19 protein-coding genes are annotated in these 16,671 nt (G+C 44.2%); 11 read left to right on the plus strand and 8 right to left on the minus strand.

The annotated features are described in order from the left end of the window. Nucleotides 1-70: 70 nt before the first annotated feature. On the plus strand, nucleotides 71-1,051 hold the full coding sequence (gene pfkA / locus HB679_RS18100) for a 6-phosphofructokinase (protein WP_214073432.1): 981 nt from the start codon (nucleotides 71-73) through the stop codon (nucleotides 1,049-1,051). 67 nt (nucleotides 1,052-1,118) lie between these two features. Here the strand turns inward: pfkA and HB679_RS18105 are convergent, their stop codons facing one another. Continuing rightward, complete coding sequence (locus HB679_RS18105; protein WP_255547653.1) at nucleotides 1,119-1,646, minus strand: HAD hydrolase-like protein; 528 nt, start codon at nucleotides 1,644-1,646, stop codon at nucleotides 1,119-1,121. A gap of 136 nt (nucleotides 1,647-1,782) precedes the next feature. Here HB679_RS18105 and HB679_RS18110 point away from each other — a divergent pair, with 136 nt between their 5' ends. From HB679_RS18110 to rplS, 6 genes are all read left to right on the plus strand, one after another. Beyond that, nucleotides 1,783-2,373, plus strand: coding sequence for a 30S ribosomal protein S16 (locus tag HB679_RS18110; RefSeq protein WP_214073433.1), 591 nt, complete (start codon nucleotides 1,783-1,785; stop codon nucleotides 2,371-2,373). A gap of 189 nt (nucleotides 2,374-2,562) precedes the next feature. Beyond that, nucleotides 2,563-3,087 (plus strand): ribosome maturation factor RimM, encoded by a 525-nt coding sequence (rimM, locus tag HB679_RS18115; RefSeq protein ID WP_214073434.1) that lies wholly within the window; start codon nucleotides 2,563-2,565, stop codon nucleotides 3,085-3,087. A gap of 10 nt (nucleotides 3,088-3,097) precedes the next feature. Then, nucleotides 3,098-3,628, plus strand: coding sequence for a hypothetical protein (locus HB679_RS18120; protein ID WP_214073435.1), 531 nt, complete (start codon nucleotides 3,098-3,100; stop codon nucleotides 3,626-3,628). Between the two features lie 172 nt (nucleotides 3,629-3,800). After that, a complete protein-coding gene (locus HB679_RS18125) occupies nucleotides 3,801-4,193 on the plus strand; it encodes a VOC family protein (RefSeq protein ID WP_214073436.1) in 393 nt (130 codons plus the stop codon). Nucleotides 4,194-4,292: 99 nt separating this feature from the next. After that, entirely contained in the window at nucleotides 4,293-4,967 is a 675-nt protein-coding gene (trmD, locus tag HB679_RS18130; RefSeq protein WP_214073437.1) for a tRNA (guanosine(37)-N1)-methyltransferase TrmD, read from the plus strand. 176 nt (nucleotides 4,968-5,143) lie between these two features. Further along, nucleotides 5,144-5,491, plus strand: a complete 348-nt coding sequence (gene rplS, locus HB679_RS18135; RefSeq protein ID WP_214073438.1) for a 50S ribosomal protein L19 — start codon at nucleotides 5,144-5,146, stop codon at nucleotides 5,489-5,491. Nucleotides 5,492-5,948: 457 nt separating this feature from the next. Here the strand turns inward: rplS and HB679_RS18140 are convergent, their stop codons facing one another. The 4 genes from HB679_RS18140 to HB679_RS18155 all read right to left on the minus strand — a co-directional run bounded on the left by HB679_RS18140 (nucleotide 5,949) and on the right by HB679_RS18155 (nucleotide 8,737). Next, a complete protein-coding gene (locus HB679_RS18140; protein ID WP_214073632.1) occupies nucleotides 5,949-6,611 on the minus strand; it encodes a phosphatidylserine decarboxylase family protein in 663 nt (220 codons plus the stop codon). 100 nt (nucleotides 6,612-6,711) lie between these two features. Beyond that, nucleotides 6,712-7,518: a phosphatidate cytidylyltransferase gene (locus HB679_RS18145; RefSeq protein ID WP_214073439.1), complete on the minus strand. Its 807-nt coding sequence runs from the start codon at nucleotides 7,516-7,518 to the stop codon at nucleotides 6,712-6,714. A gap of 91 nt (nucleotides 7,519-7,609) precedes the next feature. Continuing rightward, complete coding sequence (locus HB679_RS18150; RefSeq protein ID WP_214073440.1) at nucleotides 7,610-7,816, minus strand: DUF2007 domain-containing protein; 207 nt, start codon at nucleotides 7,814-7,816, stop codon at nucleotides 7,610-7,612. Next, nucleotides 7,817-8,737: a CPBP family intramembrane glutamic endopeptidase gene (locus tag HB679_RS18155; protein ID WP_214073441.1), complete on the minus strand. Its 921-nt coding sequence runs from the start codon at nucleotides 8,735-8,737 to the stop codon at nucleotides 7,817-7,819. Between the two features lie 42 nt (nucleotides 8,738-8,779). Here HB679_RS18155 and dusB point away from each other — a divergent pair, with 42 nt between their 5' ends. Together dusB and apaG are read left to right on the plus strand one after the other, a co-directional pair. Further along, nucleotides 8,780-9,790 (plus strand): tRNA dihydrouridine synthase DusB, encoded by a 1,011-nt coding sequence (dusB, locus tag HB679_RS18160; RefSeq protein ID WP_214073442.1) that lies wholly within the window; start codon nucleotides 8,780-8,782, stop codon nucleotides 9,788-9,790. A gap of 117 nt (nucleotides 9,791-9,907) precedes the next feature. Next, nucleotides 9,908-10,294 carry a Co2+/Mg2+ efflux protein ApaG gene (gene apaG, locus HB679_RS18165; protein ID WP_214073443.1) on the plus strand — a complete coding sequence of 129 codons (387 nt, stop codon included), beginning with the start codon at nucleotides 9,908-9,910 and terminating at the stop codon, nucleotides 10,292-10,294. A gap of 157 nt (nucleotides 10,295-10,451) precedes the next feature. Here apaG and HB679_RS18170 read toward each other — a convergent pair whose 3' ends face one another. Both HB679_RS18170 and HB679_RS18175 read right to left on the minus strand, forming a co-directional pair. Then, complete coding sequence (locus HB679_RS18170) at nucleotides 10,452-11,585, minus strand: YXWGXW repeat-containing protein (protein ID WP_214073444.1); 1,134 nt, start codon at nucleotides 11,583-11,585, stop codon at nucleotides 10,452-10,454. A 63-nt stretch (nucleotides 11,586-11,648) separates the two neighbouring features. Continuing rightward, nucleotides 11,649-12,377 (minus strand): zinc metallopeptidase, encoded by a 729-nt coding sequence (locus tag HB679_RS18175; RefSeq protein WP_214073445.1) that lies wholly within the window; start codon nucleotides 12,375-12,377, stop codon nucleotides 11,649-11,651. 119 nt (nucleotides 12,378-12,496) lie between these two features. Between HB679_RS18175 and HB679_RS18180 the strand changes: the two genes are divergently transcribed. Continuing rightward, on the plus strand, nucleotides 12,497-13,642 hold the full coding sequence (locus HB679_RS18180; protein WP_214073446.1) for an FAD-dependent oxidoreductase: 1,146 nt from the start codon (nucleotides 12,497-12,499) through the stop codon (nucleotides 13,640-13,642). 94 nt (nucleotides 13,643-13,736) lie between these two features. After that, complete coding sequence (gene radA / locus HB679_RS18185; protein WP_214073447.1) at nucleotides 13,737-15,182, plus strand: DNA repair protein RadA; 1,446 nt, start codon at nucleotides 13,737-13,739, stop codon at nucleotides 15,180-15,182. 94 nt (nucleotides 15,183-15,276) lie between these two features. On the opposite strand, the gene HB679_RS18190 is transcribed toward radA, so the two are convergent. Beyond that, the gene (locus tag HB679_RS18190) at nucleotides 15,277-16,665 is read right to left on the minus strand and encodes a hypothetical protein (protein WP_214073448.1); all 1,389 of its coding nucleotides are present in this window, start codon (nucleotides 16,663-16,665) and stop codon (nucleotides 15,277-15,279) included. Nucleotides 16,666-16,671: the final 6 nt, after the last annotated feature.

Below are 16,671 nucleotides of genomic sequence, written 5' to 3' on the forward strand. Positions count from 1 at the left end.
CCGAAAACGGCAGGTTATGTAGTTGCTTGCCGTTAATCAGGTACAAATACAAATCTGCCATTTATAGCTAATGACTCCGATAAAAAAAATAGGGATTTTTACGTCCGGTAGCGACTCTCCAGGAATGAATGCCGCCATCAGGGCGGTAGTACGAACGTCCATTTTTTACAATATTGAAATTGCCGGTATCCGCCGTGGTTTTGAAGGGATGATTAATGGCGATATCTACGAGATGAATACCAAATCGGTATCAAATATTATTCAGCGCGGAGGTACTTTACTAAAAACAGGCCGCAGCGAATACTTTAAAACCGCCGAAGGTCGTCAAAAAGCTTACGAACAATTAAAAATAAACGGGATAGATGCACTGATTGCCCTGGGTGGCAATGGTACTTTGAAAGGCGTACGCGAGTTTGGCGATGAATATCAAGACATCAAGATCATTGGCATACCGTGTACAATCGATAATGACTTACGCGGTTCTGACTTTACCATTGGTTATGATACTGCCATTAATACGGTTATAGAAGCGGTTGATAAGATCCGCGAAACTGCCGAATCGCACGACCGTTTGTTTATTGTTGAAGTAATGGGCCGCGACTCGGGCATGATTGCCTTGCGCACAGGCATGGGTGTAGGTGCCGAAGCAGTGCTGGTACCAGAAACCAGATCAGACATCAACGCGTTATTTGAGCGCCTGGAAAAAGGCCGGAAAGACAAAACGTCTAAAATAGTAATGGTTGCCGAGGGCGATGAGCCGGGCAGCGCTTTCGAAATAGGTAAAGCCATCATGGAAAAGTTCCCGCATTATGATACCCGTGTATCTGTATTGGGTCACATTCAGCGTGGCGGTAAACCAACCTGTATGGACCGTGTATTGGCCAGCCGCTTAGGTGTAGCAGCCGTAGAAGCACTAAAAGATGGCCACACCGGCGAAATGGTAGGCCTTATTCATAACGATATAGAATTTACGCCATTCGGCCAATCTGTAAAACATCACCATGAGGTAAATGAAGAGTTTACCAGGATTGTGGAGATGCTGTCATTGTAAGCTAAAAGTTTAAAGAATATTAAAAGGCCGGTTTTCCGGCCTTTCTGTTATTTGACAGGTTGATTTATTAAAGCAACTTCTCCGCAACTTCCTTCCAGGTATTTACACGCTCGTATTCTGTAAGCAGCACATTATGTGGCGATGTAAACAACAACTTACGTCCGTTAAAGCGGGTAAAGTTTTTGGTACGATCATCTATCATTATATCCGTATTGACAATCTTATGTCCGCAAAAAACAATATTGGTCCAGCTGATGAAAGGGAAATAATCTGCCAGCCAGGCTTGCTTGTCTTCTAACGAAAGCGGGAACTCGGTAGCGGCCGATACGATAAATACATCGTACTTTTTATGCAGTTCGGCAAGCACCTCCTGGCTATCCGGTATCACTTTCAGATCGCGGAAAAAACCTTTTCGGTTAATGTATTCGCGCAGGGTATGATCCAGCTCGGGCGGCAGCAATTCGCGAAATTCTTTACCATGCATTTGGTCTAACGTGTAGTTATACCCGTGTTCTTGCTGGTAAATGGTTATAAATTTGTCAATGGGGTCGGCAATAACCTCGTCCATATCTATGGCTATGCTTAGTTTATTCATAGCGCAAATCTCTTGTTTTATAGGCTAATTACCTGATTTTAAAGTTTGTTTTTTTATTTAACTGATAATTACTACTTTTGCATCCCCGCTGAAAGAAACTCCGGGGAAATGTTGAACACATAAATTAAAAACAAACATGGCAACTAAAATCAGATTGCAAAGACATGGTAAAAAGGGGAAACCTTTTTATTACATCGTAGTAGCAGACGCCCGTGCACCACGTGATGGTCGCTTCATTGAGCGTTTAGGTTCTTACAACCCAAACACAAACCCTGCTACAATTGACATTAACTTCGACAAAACTTTTACCTGGGTTGACAATGGTGCCCAGCCAACAGATACTTGTCGTGCTATTCTTTCGTACAAAGGCGTACTTTACAAAAAACACTTACAAGGTGGCGTTAAAAAAGGTGCTTTAACTCAAGAACAAGCAGATGCTAAATTTACCGAATGGTTAGATCAAAAAGACGGTAAAATTACCGGCAAAAAGACCGACCTTTCTACAGCTAAACAAACTGCCCGCAAAGCAGCTTTAGAAGCTGAGGCCAAGAAAAAAGAAGAAAGAGCTGCCGCTATTGCTGCTAAAAACACTCCAGAAGTTGAAGCTGTTGAAGAAGAAGCACCGGTTGCTGAAGCTGAAGAAGCTCCTGCTGCTGAAGTTACTGAAGAAGTGGCTCCGGCTGCTGAAGAAGCTCCTGCCGCTGACGAAACTCCGGCTGCTGAATAATTCTTTAATAGAATCAAGAACTAAGAGTCAAGAATCAAGACTATTTATAATGGCGAGGCACCTAACAGGTTCTTCGCCATTGTTGTTTAACCTCACCCCGGCCCTCTCCAAAGGAGAGGGAGATACAGAGGACAGTAATACTATAAAAAAGCAAATCCTCTCCTTTGGAGAGGATTTAGGAGAGGTAATATGAAAATCGAAGACTGTTTCCGCATCGGCAGCGTACTAAAAACCAAGGGCCTAAAAGGCGAAATGCAGCTATATGTTGATTTCGACGGGTTGGACGATATCACATTTGACGCTATTTTTATTGAGATAGCCGGCAAGCTGGCGCCGTTTTTTGTAGAGTCTATCAAATACAATCATAACAACCAGGCCTATCTATACCTGGAGGATGTGGATACTATTGAGAAAGCTACGCCCCTGGTAAAAAAAGATATCTACCTGTCTAACAAACTCAAACCAAAAAAGAAAAAGAAAGAGTTTACCCTGCTTGACTTAGAAGGTTTTACCGCTGTTGATATCAACGAAGGCGAATTGGGTGTAATTACCGACATTCACGAATTTCCGCAGCAATTGGTAGCCGCCGTAACCTACAAGGGTTTCGAAGTGCTATTTCCGCTCAATGAAGACATCATTACAGGTATTGATGCGGTAAAAGAGATCCTGACTGTTGATTTACCGGAAGGATTGCTTGATATTTACATGGATTAATAATCCTTGTATGAAAGCCCTGTTGACATTTGCCCTGCTATTACTTTTTTGCCTTAGCGTAAATGCGCAAACATCTTTAACCGTTGCTACAAACCGGGTTGGAGAAATTGTACCCAGCAAAATCTCGGGGAAACACGCTGTCACTATTCCCGCAGGCGACAGCGTAGTTCTGTTAAGCTACTCTTCTAAAGTACAAGCCTGGTATGCGCAATACAACGATATTACCGGCGAAATTGCCGATAGCCTGATAAACCAAAGCCCGGCTTATACAGCTTTCAAAAACACTTTTATAGCTCGAGATCACAAAACAGAAATGATCAGCAAATACGGGCCATTAAATGGGGCATCTATAGCTAATGGCATTGTTAAAATCGGCATGACCAAAGTTATGGTTGAAGATGCCTATGGTAAGCCCGATAATATAAACCGAATTTGGAGCGGCGGCGCCATGCAAGAACAATGGGTTTATGAACGCCTGCCAAACGGTAAACCCGGATACTTTACTTTTGTGAACGGTAAATTAATAAACCGAAAAGACTGAGCCGATTGACATCCGATGTTTACGCTTATGTTCTTAATTTAGTAGAGAAGTACTTATTTAAGATGACGAGGATTAAGCCTGCGTTAATGAATATCGAACACCGAATTCGAATAATGAATGATGAAGTACATTGGCGTTCGATATTCAAAATTCATTAGTCGATATTTATCTCATGGAAACAAAAACAGCTTTCGCGCCCCTACTTACCCTTAATCAAGGAACAACCGATATCGATTTTTACAAGAACGCTTTCGGCGCTACCGAGAATTTTCGCATTCTGAATGATGATGGTTCTATACACGTGGCCGAACTGGTTATTGATGACGCAGTATTTCATCTGCACGAAATGATGCCTCAACATACACACAAAGTTAGTCCGGATGCTAATAAAGGCACTACGGTTGTTATTGGTTTATTTGTTGCCGATGTAAAGGCGGTTTTTGATCAGGCCATTGCTGCAGGTGCAACCATCATATCGCCGGTTATTGATTATGAATACGGCTACCGCCAGGGCGAATTGCAAGATCCCTTCGGCCATCGCTGGACCATACAGTGCCGAATTTAGAATCAAGAGACAAGAACCAAGAGTCAAGACCTTGGACGCTTCATATCTTGATTCTTGGCTCTTGATTCTTGTCTCTAACAAAAAAACTATCTTTGCCCCATGCGTTTTGACATTATTACCGTATTGCCCGGCTTGCTGGATAGCCCTTTTGCCCACTCTATTTTACAGCGCGCGCAAAAAAAGGGGCTGGCCGAAATACACGTGCATAACCTGCGCGATTATGCCGATGGCAAACAAAAAAGCGTTGACGACTATCCTTACGGCGGCGGCAGTGGCATGGTGATGACCATTGAACCTTTTGCCAAATGTATTGAGGCCCTGAAAGCCGAGCGTACTTATGACGAGGTGATCTTTATGTCGCCGGATGGTGAGACGTTAAACCAGGGTATGGCCAACCAACTATCGGTTAAGCAGAACTTCATTATTTTATGCGGACATTATAAAGGCATCGACCAGCGTATCCGCGATATTTTTGTCACTAAAGAAATTTCCGTAGGCGATTATGTACTATCCGGCGGTGAGCTGCCTGCGGCTATTGTGGTTGATGCGGTGGTGAGGTTGATTCCCGGTGTATTGTCTGACGAGACTTCGGCTCTCTCCGATTCTTTCCAGGATGGGCTGCTTGATGCCCCCGTTTATACCCGCCCTGCCGACTGGAACGGACACAAAATTCCGGACATTTTATTGAGTGGCAACACGCCCGAGATAGAAAAATGGCGTTTTGAGCAAGCTGTTGAGCGCACCAGGCAACGCCGGCCAGATCTTTTAGAGTAATTTGATCGAGTTGCAGGCTATTGATTTTCGGCCTTTAGTACGGTATTTTGACCATTTTTTGTTAATAAAAAACTAATTGTTGAAATTTTTAAATTCCACTTTTTAAATTCAAAAATAATCCCTATAATTGCAATCCGATTTTTACGGGTTAAAAATCGCATTTAGAGCTTAAAATCATGGATTTAGTAAAATTTGTAGAAGAGCAAACAGTAACAATTAATAAATTCCCGTCTTTCAAAGCAGGAGATACTGTAAGCGTACATTATAAAATCAAAGAGGGAACCAAGGAACGTATCCAGGTTTACCAAGGTGTAGTTATCCAACGCAATAGCACTGGTGTTTCTGAGACATTTACTGTACGTAAAGTTTCAAACGGTATTGGTGTTGAGCGTATTTTCCCTGCTAACTCGCCAAATATTGACAAAGTAGAAGTTAACAGCCACGGTAAAGTGCGTCGCTCTAAACTTTACTACCTGCGTGCCCTTACCGGTAAAGCAGCTCGTATCAAATCAAAAAGAGTGTAATTACAATCATACTTTAAAAAACCTTCCCGGCACAACCAGGAAGGTTTTTTTTTGCCTTGAAATTTATTTAAGTTTTAAGTATAATCGTGCAGCAAAAAACCGAACCGGGGAGGGCTTCAATTGCTGCAGCAAGCACTCTTGCCTCCGCTAAGGCACGGCCAAATCAATGGTCGCCCAATCTTCATCAGAGACAAAACAAGGGCTTACAGTCGCCCAAAAGCCCACTAGCAAATAAAGGATGATCTACCCTCTTTCCCGCTTGCGGAAGAGAGGGTGATCGAGCGAAGCGATGATCGGGTGAGTCCTCGATAGGCGAGGTGAATGCACGCTGTCGACTCACCCCGCGGCACGTCGTGCGTGACCCTCTTCGCCTTTGGCGGAAAGAGGGTTCAAACAGGAAACACAAAAAAGGCCGGTGCAAATGCACCGGCCTTTTTATTTTATCATCAGCTAAAGATTAAGCCGGAAGCTCAGCCAGTACCGTACGTCCGCCTTTAACTACCTCACCTATCTCTACGTTTATTTTTGAACCCAAAGGCAGGTAAACATCTACCCTCGATCCGAATTTGATGAAACCAAACTGATCACCTTGTTCAACCTTGTCACCTTCTTTAACATACCAAACAATACGGCGTGCCAGCGCACCGGCAATTTGCCTAAACAATACCTGGGTACCGTTGCTGTTTTCGGTAACTACCGTAGTACGCTCGTTTTCTGTCGATGATTTTGGATGCCAGGCCACCAAATATTTACCCGGATGATATTTAAAATACTTAATCACACCGGTAATAGGATTACGATTAACGTGCACATTTACCGGCGACATAAATACAGAAACCTGGATGCGTTTATCTTTTAAAAATTCTGTTTCTGTGGTTTCTTCAATCACAACCACTTTCCCGTCAGCCGGGCATAGTACACATTTTTCGTCCTGGGTGATATCAAAATGTGGGTTACGAAAAAACTGCACTATGATAACGAACAGTGCGAACGATAGAATGTAAAATATCCATTTTAATACTGTGTAATCTGGTAGATAAAACTGTATAGCCGCATTTAAAACAAAGATGAACAGGATACACAAGGCCAGGGACGTATATCCCTCTTTATGGAAAGTCATTTTTTTCATTGGTATTGTTTATTTTTTTGTGGTGATGAAGCTACCATGTGCTTATTTAATTGTTTGTTAGTGTTAGCACAGATGATTTCATGATGCAAAATTACGGATTTGTAACGAAGTATAAATAGGCGTATACAACTGGTGCGGCAATAAGCAGGCCATCAAACCTATCAAGCAGGCCCCCATGACCTGGTAAGATACCGCCCGAGTCTTTAACATCTATACTGCGTTTAAACATAGATTCTATCAAGTCGCCGGTGGTGCCAAAGCAGCTGATGAGCACCCCGATCCAGATCCATTGGTCAAGGGCAAGTTCTGTAAAGTATATACTGATGATATAGGCCGCTATAGCAGTAATGATAATGCCACCCATCAACCCCTCCCAGGTTTTTTTAGGCGAGTGGCGTTCGAATAGTTTAGTGCGCCCCAGCTTACTGCCCACCAGGTAAGCGCCGGTATCATTGGCCCAAAGCATCAGCAAAAACCCCATCGGGAAATGCAGGTTAGCCGTGCCGCCCACATAAGCCAGCGCATGAAAAAACGTAAAGGGAATGATGGTTAATATCAGCCCCAAATAAGTATAAGCAATGTTGGTGAACGGCGCGTCGTGTTTTTTAAAAAGCTCCTGTATAAATACCGCACTTAGCGTAACCGGCAGCAGGAAGATCAATTTATGGTAATCGCTATCAGCAGTAGCCAAAGCAAAGACGATGTAAATTAAGGCGCCATTTAACAGCCCGGTAGTTACGTCAGGCTTAAAGCCGGCTTTTTTAATTAGTCCGTAAAACTCCCACAAAACCAGGCCGCTTAGCAATAAATAAAACACCCCGAAAACATAATGATTCAGTAAAACGGAGGCCAGCATCACGATGATAAAGAAGAAGCCGGTTATGGCACGAGTTTTCATTGATATTATTATTTTTTATGGTAATGAAGCTATCATGAGCTGAAGTCGTTTGCTTGTTGACTGATAGCTCATGATGGTTTCATTGGTACATTTATATTTGGTTCAGGATAATTATTTCCACAGCGTTGCTAAAATCCTGTTGGTGTATATAAACTTCAACACCGCCAAAATCGCGATGTGAAGAAGCTTGTTTATTTAATAAAACGGCATCAATTTCATTCTCGCAAAGCACTTGCTTTACCAGCTCTGACCGGTAAAAATCAGACGAAGAAAAAAATTTGATCCAGTTTTTTTCCATTTACTTAGCGGGCATTTTCCATTTGCCCATTGCTATATTACGATACAGATACAACAAAAATAAAATAATTATCAGGCTAAACAGGTACACAGGTAAATTAAATAGATGGGTATTGTCCGGGTCAAGGTCGCTCATTTTATTTTGATATAAATAGCTCCATATTACCGCAGTGCCATTATTGATAAAATGCGCCCAAACCGATGTCCAGATACTGCCGCTCCACACCACAAAATAACCAAATAATGCACCCAACATTAATCGCGGTAAAAAGCCAAAAAACTCCAGGTGAAAAGCGCTGAACAATACCGCGGTTATCCATACCGCAGCATGGGCGTTTTTTGTCCATTTCATAAAAATGGTTTGCATACATCCCCTAAACATAAATTCCTCTACTACGGCAGTAAGCAAACCAACAACCAGTAGTTTAAAGATCATGCTACTTACCGTTTTCATCTGTAGCAAAACGGTGGTCAGCTTTTGCGCATTATCCTCAGTATTGCGCATCCATTGCTGTAAGCCGGCTAAAAAATGAGGGAGCTCTAGTTTTTGGTTGATATTGCCCAGCATTTCTATGAGTGGTGCTGACACCAGCATCGCACAAAAAACAATGACCAGTAAAAACCAGGGGAATTTGAACGAGGTCTTTAAGTATTCATCCGTATCCTTTACCACAAATTTGGCAAAAAAAACGGCCGACGCCAGGATAGGGATAGTAGTACTTACAATCTGCAAAATCCATAGTCCTTTTACGGCATTAGGGTCGCTCAAATTCAATTGGGCTATTTCCATTACTGTATTTACGCCATACAGTATCATCACTATGGCCGAACCTAATATATAGCCGGCCAGCACAGTAAAAATGGTTATAACTATTAAATACAGTAATTCAAGCGGCAACAGGCGAAACAGCGATTTAATCATTTATTTAAAAATGCGTATTTTTGCAGTGCTTAAAGATAAGCCATGTCGGTACAAATTGGAAATATAGATTTAGGAGAGTTCCCGCTGCTGCTGGCGCCGATGGAGGACGTGAGCGATCCGCCCTTTCGTTACGTATGCAAACAGCATGGCGCAGACATGATGTATACCGAATTTATCTCGTCGGAGGGATTGATACGCGATGCGGCCAAAAGCCGTAAAAAGCTGGATATCTTTGAGTATGAAAGGCCTATCGGCATCCAGATCTTCGGCAGTGATATCGACCATATGCGCGAAGCTTCTGAAATTTCTACCCTGGCAAACCCAGATTTGATCGACATCAATTATGGCTGCCCGGTAAAAAATGTGGCTTGCCGCGGTGCCGGCGCCAGTTTATTGCAGGATATCGACAAAATGGTGGCCATGACTAAAGCGGTTGTTGAGGGCACCCATTTACCGGTAACCGTAAAAACTCGTTTGGGTTGGGACGATACCACAAAAAACGTGGAAGAAGTTGCCATGCGTTTGCAGGATGTAGGCATTAAGGCTTTAACGATACACGGCCGCACCCGTGCGCAAATGTATAAAGGCCAGGCCGACTGGACATTGATCCGCGAAATTAAACGCAACCCGTTGATTAATATCCCCATTTTCGGAAATGGTGACATAGACTCGCCTGAAAAAGCGGCAGCCTGGCGCATGGAGTATGGCGTAGATGGCATGATGATTGGCAGAGCGGCCATTGGGTATCCGTGGATCTTCCGTGAAATTAAACATTACTTTAAAACCGGCGAGTATCTGGCTAAGCCAACCTTTGCCGAACGCATTGACGCCTGCCGTACGCATCTCATCAAATCAATAGAATGGAAAGGCCCAAAAACGGGTGTTTTTGAGATGAGAAGGCATTATACCAACTATTTTAAAGGGATAGAAAACTTTAAAGAGTACCGTATGAAGCTGGTTACCGCGACCTCTTTTGAAGAGCTGGATGAGATCCTGAATGAAATTGAGCACAACCCAAGGTTCGAAAATTTCGTATCTACTGTAACAATTTAACATTTTAATTTTTTTGCTTTTTAACGAAAAGCTATATATTGCCTAAAATTGGGCCGGCATATGGCTTAGTTTTTGATTAGCTGATTCTATATTTATTTTAAAACGATTGCTTATTATATGGTTACGTTTATTACAGATGGCGTAAAGGTGTCGGTTGATACCATTTATCAGCCCGAATATTCAAACCCGGCCAACGACCATTTTATGTTTGCCTACAAGGTTACTATTGAAAATATGAGCAGCTATGCAGTACGCCTGTTAAGCCGCCACTGGTATATATTTGACTCTAACGGCGCTAAGCGCGAGGTTGAGGGCGAAGGTGTTGTTGGCATACAGCCGGTTATTGAACCAGGCAGCTCGCACGAATATGTGTCAGGTTGTAATTTAAAAACCGACATGGGTAGCATGAAAGGCGAATACCACATGGTGCGCTTATTAGATAATGCCGAATTTGATGTGCACATTCCGGAGTTTTATCTGATTGCGCCGTATAGGATGAATTAATTCAGACGTTAATTTTAGACATACAAAAGAGCCCGGTTAAATTTAACCGGGCTCTTTTATTTATACGGTTTTGTCATTGCGAGGAGGTACGACGAAGCAATCGCAAGGATGCAATGTTCGCGATTGCCACGCTATGCTCGCAATGACAGATCTGTTATTAATGGTGATGCTCTCCGCCACCGCCACCATGTTCTCCACCGCCACCGCGAGGTTGGCCGCCGCCACCCATAGGACGTTGTTGTGGTTGTTGACGCGGTTGCTGCATCTGCGGACGTGGTTGCATTTGCGGACGAGGCTGCATTTCGCGTTGCGGCTGCATTTGGCGCTGTGGCTGCATTTGGCGCTGTGGCTGTGGTTGACGTTGCGGCTGCATTTCACGTTGTGGCTGCACCTGGCGCTGCGGTTGCGCCTGGCGTTGCTGTGGTATATTGTGCTGCTCGGTACGAGGTGTGCTTTGTGGCACTGTACGCTGTGGACGATCCGCACGTTGCGCCGGATTACTTCGGTTAACGTGTGGCGCTACGCGATTAGTTGATGGTGCACTGGGATTACGGTTCTGCGCAGGGGTTCCGGGGCGGCCAGGTCTATTTGCCGGCGAACTGACAGGGCGATTAGCGGGCCTGTTCATAGCCGGTGTTGCCGGGCGGCCATGATTGGCCGACAGGCGTTGTGCCGGATTACGCCCGGCCATTTGCTGATGCGAGATCTGGGTGCGGGTTGGTTGAATGCGGCGTTCATTCATCACCTTACGTTCTTCGGGGCATGGCGTGGCGACAACACCACCACGGCCATTAAAGCTGGCCCTGCTGGACGTTGGGCGCACATTTACGCGGTTAACATATACATTACGCACAACCGTACGGTTTACCCTAAATACTGCAGTGTTGTATCTGAACGAACGGCCGCTCCACATACCACCATAAAAGCCATATCCCGGATAGCCGAAACCGTAATTGATACCGCCGTAAAAACCTACGTGGCGACCCCAATATCCGCGGTGGAACAAGTAGATACCGCCATCATAGCCCCAATAAGATGGTGTCCATAAATATCCCGGATCTGGCGGAGCCACCCAAACACCGGGTACCCAATAGTAACCACCATCGGGATCGTATGCCCAATAACCGGGCTGCCATAGGTAACCGTCTACCGGGCACTCAGGCTGCTCATACACAGGTAGTGGCGGTGGCGCTATCCTTACAGATAAGCCTACGCTAAGCTGTGCCTCTGCCGCAGGCGAAACCAATAAGACGGCGCCCAGCAGCATAAATATTTTTACTAAGTTTTTCATAACTCTCTGTTTTATAAATGACAGACAGTTATTTAACCAAATTGTTTATTTTCTAATGAAAGTTTAATTTCGACGGTTGCTTAACATAGCTGCGTAATACAGCAAAGTAGCTAATGATCCTAAAGCGGCAACTACATAAGTCATAGCGGCCCACCATAAAGCGTCCTTAGCCTGTTCGTGCTCTTCGCGGGTTTGCATAATGCCGTAGTTGTTGTCTAACCAGGCCAAAGCACGACTGCTGGCATCAAACTCCACCGGTAAGGTAATAAACGCAAATACAGTTACTATTGCCAAACCCGCTACGCCTACCGCAAGCACAATAGGGTTATGTATAAATATTAATAGCATTACGCCTATAAATAGCGTAAATTGAATTAATGTCGATGCAGCGTTAGTTATAGGCACCATGGTAGTGCGCAGACTTAACCAGCTATAACCCGCTGCGTGTTGTACGGCATGGCCACACTCGTGCGCGGCGACGGCGGCGGCAGCAACGCTACGGCTGTAAAATACATCCGGGCTAAGGTTTACCGTTTTAGCTTCCGGGTTGTAGTGGTCGGTCAATTGCCCTTCTACACAAATTACCTGCACATCAAAAATATTGTTATCGCGCAGCATCCGCTCCGCCACTTCCTGGCCGGAAAGACCAGACAGTAATGGAGTTTCTGAATATTGCTTAAACTTACTTTTAAAGCGCCATTGTACAATTAAGCTTACCAACGCTATCGCTATCATGAGCAGCCAGGCCGGGCCAATGGCTATATATCCTAAAATGAAGGTTAAATGGTTCATTGTTATAATCTTGTTTAAAACTTGTATTTCAAAAAGTATTCCAAGTAAAAATAAAAACAAGCTTTTTAAATAACTAACCTCACGCACTTTTGAATTTTTACTTTTTACTTTTGACTTAAATGACGTCACACAATTATTCATACTGGGAGCAAACTGCTTTTGTCGGCAAGGCCGATGTGATCGTCATCGGCAGCGGTATTGTGGGCTTGAGTGCGGCATTACAGCTCAAAAAAATGCAGCCCGGCTTAAATGTACTGGTGCTTGAACGTGGCTTTTTGCCCAGTGGCGCAAGTACCAAAAATGCCGGTTTTGCTTGCTTTGGGACGATTTCTGAGCAATTATCCTATCTCAAAAGGTCGTCAGAAGAAGAAGTGCTGCGCCTGGTAGACTATAAATGGCGTGGCTTGCGGCGCCTGCGCGAAAATCTGGGCGATGAAGAAATTGACTTTCAACAATTGGGTGGGTATGAGTTATTCCGGAACGAGGAACCCCAACGCGCGCAGGAATGCCTGGACCACTTAACATATTTTAACAAATTGCTCGGGCAAGCCATCGGCACACCTGACATTTATGCAGTTGCCGATGATAAAATTGCAGTATTTGGCTTATCGGGCATTAACCGCATGCTAATTAACCGCTTTGAGGGACAGATCAATACCGGCAAAATGATGCGGACGCTGCTGCACAAAGTCTACCAGACAGGCACTTTGGTGTTAAACGATTGCAGTGTAAATTCAATAGAGCAGACTGATGATCACGTTCGCTTAATTACTTCGCAGGGCGATTTTAATACCAAGAGGGTTATTTTGGCCACCAATGCATTCGTCACACAACTTTATCCTGAACTGGATGTAGTGCCAGGTCGGGGGCAGGTATTAGTTACCAAACCCATCGCCAACCTAAAGATCAAGGGTACTTTTCATTTCGATGAGGGCTATTATTATTTCAGGAATATTGATGATCGCATCCTTTTCGGCGGCGGCAGAAACATCGACTACAAAGGCGAGGAAACCCATCAATTTGGACATAGCGAAAAAATCAAACAACAACTTATCCACTACCTCAATACCATAATATTGCCCGGTCAAACAGCCGAAGTTGATTATTGGTGGAGCGGCATTATGGGTTTTGGTAATGATATCAACCCCATCATTAAACAAATACAGCCCAATGTATTTTGTGCCGTACGCTGCAATGGCATGGGCGTAGCCATGGGCAGCCTGGTTGGCGAAGAAGTTGCAAACCTAGCTTTACAACACCTTTAACCCAGCAATAAATACTAATTTATTTAGCAAATCACTTTGCTTATCTCAATTAAATCTGCACATTTGCATATCTGCACATCAATAAATCAATTACGTGGCTAAAAGCAAGATTGCGTATTTCTGTCAAAGCTGTGGCTTTGAGTCGGCTAAATGGCTGGGCAAATGCCCCTCATGCCAGCAATGGAATACTTTTGTTGAAGAGATCATTGAAAAAGATCCAAAGGCCGTACCCACCTGGAAGGTAAACAACAGCACTACCTTACAGCGCGCCAACAAACCCGTAGAGGTTGCCAATATTACCTTTAGCGAGGAAGACCGCCTGCTTACGCCTGATAAAGAGTTTAACCGCGTTTTAGGTGGCGGCATTGTTGCCGGATCATTGGTATTGATTGGCGGCGAGCCGGGCATTGGTAAATCTACCCTGATGCTGCAGCTGGCTTTGAACATGCCCAATAGCCGGGTACTTTATGTATCGGGCGAGGAAAGCGAGAAGCAGATCAAAATGCGGGCGGAACGACTTTCGGAAGTAAAAAGTCAAAATTCAAAAGTAAAAATTACTGAAAATCCCGATATCAACAAAGGCTGCTTTATTCTTACCGAAACATCAACCCAAAACATATTCAAGCAGATTGAAGAACTAGAGCCGGACTTGGTGGTTATAGACTCTATACAAACCCTGCATTCAGCACATATTGAATCTACGCCTGGTAGTGTATCGCAGGTGCGCGAGTGTACTGCCGAGCTGCTACGCTTTGCCAAAGAAACAGCTACGCCGGTGTTCCTGATAGGCCATATTACCAAAGACGGCGCCATTGCCGGGCCTAAAATACTGGAGCATATGGTTGATACTGTTTTACAATTTGAGGGCGACAGGCACCATGTTTACCGCATTTTGCGTACGGTGAAGAATCGCTTTGGTTCATCATCAGAACTGGGCATTTATGAAATGTTAGGCGAAGGACTGCGTGAGGTATCTAATCCTTCAGAGATCTTATTGTCGCAACGCGACGAGCCATTAAGCGGCATCACCATATCAGCCACCTTAGAGGGCATGAGGCCAATGCTGATAGAAACCCAGGCATTGGTGAGTACATCAGTATACGGAACGCCCCAGCGCAACGCCAATGGCTTTGACGCCAAACGAATGAGCATGCTCTTGGCAGTGCTGGAAAAACGTTGCGGATTTAAGCTTGGCGCGCAGGATGTTTTCCTGAATATTACCGGTGGCATTAAGGTGGAGGACCCCGCGATTGACCTTGGCCTTGCGGCGGCTATTATATCATCTTACCAAAATATACCTATACCATTTAAAACTTGTTTTGCGGGAGAGATAGGTTTATCCGGCGAGATACGAGCCGTAAACCGGGTAGAACAACGCATTGCAGAAGCGCAGAAGCTTGGTTTTGAGCAGATCTATATTTCTAAATACAACATGCCATCGGCAGCACAGGATAAAAAGCGCATGGATTTTTCGCGCTATACTATAGACGTTAAAATGGTAGCCAATATTGAGGATGTGTTTGGACTGTTGTTTGGTTAACAGCCCTCTAAATCTCCCCCAAGGGGAGACTTTAAAAAAGACTTTTGGTAATTATTAAAAAAGTCCTCCCCTTGGGGGAGGGTTGGGTGGGGTTTTACTGTACCGCTATCGTGATCTTACGGATAACGTTGTTATTATAATCTGCTACATAAAGGTTGCCTTGTTTGTCAACCGCGATAGATTGCGGATTGCTAAAACGGGCTATGGCGCCTACACCGTTTTTAAACCCAACAGTTTTAGAGGCACCTGCCAATACATAAAGGACATGTTTATTGGTAACTTCCAGTATACGGCCATCGCTGTCAACAATAAACATATTGCCTTGCGCGTCTAAAACCACACTGGTTGGGCTGGTTATCATATCCGGGTAATATAAACCACCTACGTAAGTAGATACATCGCCGGCAGGTGTAATCATCCTAATGGCTTGATTTTTATTATCGGCCACATATATGTTGCCGTCAACGCCAGTAGTTACCGCTACCGGATAGTTATATTCTGCAACCCCGGTGCCACCGTTCAAATAACCCGGTACAGAAGTTTGCGAATAACCCGCCAATGCTAAATAGCCGGAAAATGCACTTACTACGCCACCGGGCGTAATTTTACGGATCAGGTTATTGGTCCGGTCGGCCACATATACATTTCCTGTCCCGTCTGTAGTGGTGGCAGTAGGATTAAAAAACTCTGCTTTGGTTGCATCACCATCAACATAACCCGGTATGGTGTTACCAGCAACGGTGCTTACAGTCCCGGTAGTTGAAATCTTACGGATCAGGTTATTACCCAGATCTGCTACATAGGCATTACCCTGTGTATCAAAAGAGATACCACGGGGGCCATAAAACCGGGCCTGGCTTAACAAGCCATCGGCATAACCAACCTCGGATATATTTAATGTGCTGGTACTAGCATTTAAATCGATAGTTCTGATAGCGTTATTGTAAGTATCACTTACATACAGCAAGTTATTAACCGGGTTAAAGGCTATATTTTGCGGGCCATCTAACGCAGCAGCGGTACCCACACCGTCTATATAATCGCCGGTACCAAATATGCTGCCCACAAATGTGGTAACAGTACCGGTTGGCACGGCATCATTTAATGGCATAGTAACCGTCAGTACATCGCTGTAACCGGTACCTCCGTCATTTTTAGCATAGGCTCTGAAATAATAAGTTTGCCCCGGCACAAGCGCAGTAATCTTACTTTTCCAATGAATAGCTATGGTATCTGTTAATACAATATCAGCGGTAGTTGGCGAGTGGTTGGTGCTGCTAAAGCAGAAACCGTTTTCGGTAATAATGTTATTTGTGGTATAACGGCCACGTATAGTAATCGTGGTTGATGTCAGATCAGTAACAACCGGGTTAATCTCGAGTGTCGGTATTGCCAATGGGGCAGCTTTTTTATTACAAGCGCTTATGGCTATAGCAGCAATAGAAAGTATTAGTAAAAAAGAGCTTTGTAGCGTTTTTTTCATGTGCGT

The organism is Mucilaginibacter sp. dw_454 (genome assembly GCF_018449775.1).
Classification (GTDB): domain Bacteria; phylum Bacteroidota; class Bacteroidia; order Sphingobacteriales; family Sphingobacteriaceae; genus Mucilaginibacter.

Coding starts and splice junctions, on each gene's coding strand:
- apaG (WP_214073443.1), top strand. CDS start 9,908: ATGGTTACGTTTATTACAGATGGCGTAAAGGTGTCGGTTGATACCATT.
- rimM (WP_214073434.1), top strand. CDS start 2,563: ATGAAAATCGAAGACTGTTTCCGCATCGGCAGCGTACTAAAAACCAAG.
- HB679_RS18155 (WP_214073441.1), bottom strand. CDS start 8,737: ATGATTAAATCGCTGTTTCGCCTGTTGCCGCTTGAATTACTGTATTTA.
- HB679_RS18140 (WP_214073632.1), bottom strand. CDS start 6,611: ATGACTTTCCATAAAGAGGGATATACGTCCCTGGCCTTGTGTATCCTG.
- HB679_RS18125 (WP_214073436.1), top strand. CDS start 3,801: ATGGAAACAAAAACAGCTTTCGCGCCCCTACTTACCCTTAATCAAGGA.
- rplS (WP_214073438.1), top strand. CDS start 5,144: ATGGATTTAGTAAAATTTGTAGAAGAGCAAACAGTAACAATTAATAAA.
- trmD (WP_214073437.1), top strand. CDS start 4,293: ATGCGTTTTGACATTATTACCGTATTGCCCGGCTTGCTGGATAGCCCT.
- HB679_RS18170 (WP_214073444.1), bottom strand. CDS start 11,585: ATGAAAAACTTAGTAAAAATATTTATGCTGCTGGGCGCCGTCTTATTG.
- HB679_RS18175 (WP_214073445.1), bottom strand. CDS start 12,377: ATGAACCATTTAACCTTCATTTTAGGATATATAGCCATTGGCCCGGCC.
- HB679_RS18190 (WP_214073448.1), bottom strand. CDS start 16,665: ATGAAAAAAACGCTACAAAGCTCTTTTTTACTAATACTTTCTATTGCT.
- HB679_RS18145 (WP_214073439.1), bottom strand. CDS start 7,518: ATGAAAACTCGTGCCATAACCGGCTTCTTCTTTATCATCGTGATGCTG.
- HB679_RS18180 (WP_214073446.1), top strand. CDS start 12,497: ATGACGTCACACAATTATTCATACTGGGAGCAAACTGCTTTTGTCGGC.
- HB679_RS18120 (WP_214073435.1), top strand. CDS start 3,098: ATGAAAGCCCTGTTGACATTTGCCCTGCTATTACTTTTTTGCCTTAGC.
- HB679_RS18110 (WP_214073433.1), top strand. CDS start 1,783: ATGGCAACTAAAATCAGATTGCAAAGACATGGTAAAAAGGGGAAACCT.
- pfkA (WP_214073432.1), top strand. CDS start 71: ATGACTCCGATAAAAAAAATAGGGATTTTTACGTCCGGTAGCGACTCT.
- HB679_RS18150 (WP_214073440.1), bottom strand. CDS start 7,816: ATGGAAAAAAACTGGATCAAATTTTTTTCTTCGTCTGATTTTTACCGG.
- dusB (WP_214073442.1), top strand. CDS start 8,780: ATGTCGGTACAAATTGGAAATATAGATTTAGGAGAGTTCCCGCTGCTG.
- HB679_RS18105 (WP_255547653.1), bottom strand. CDS start 1,646: ATGAATAAACTAAGCATAGCCATAGATATGGACGAGGTTATTGCCGAC.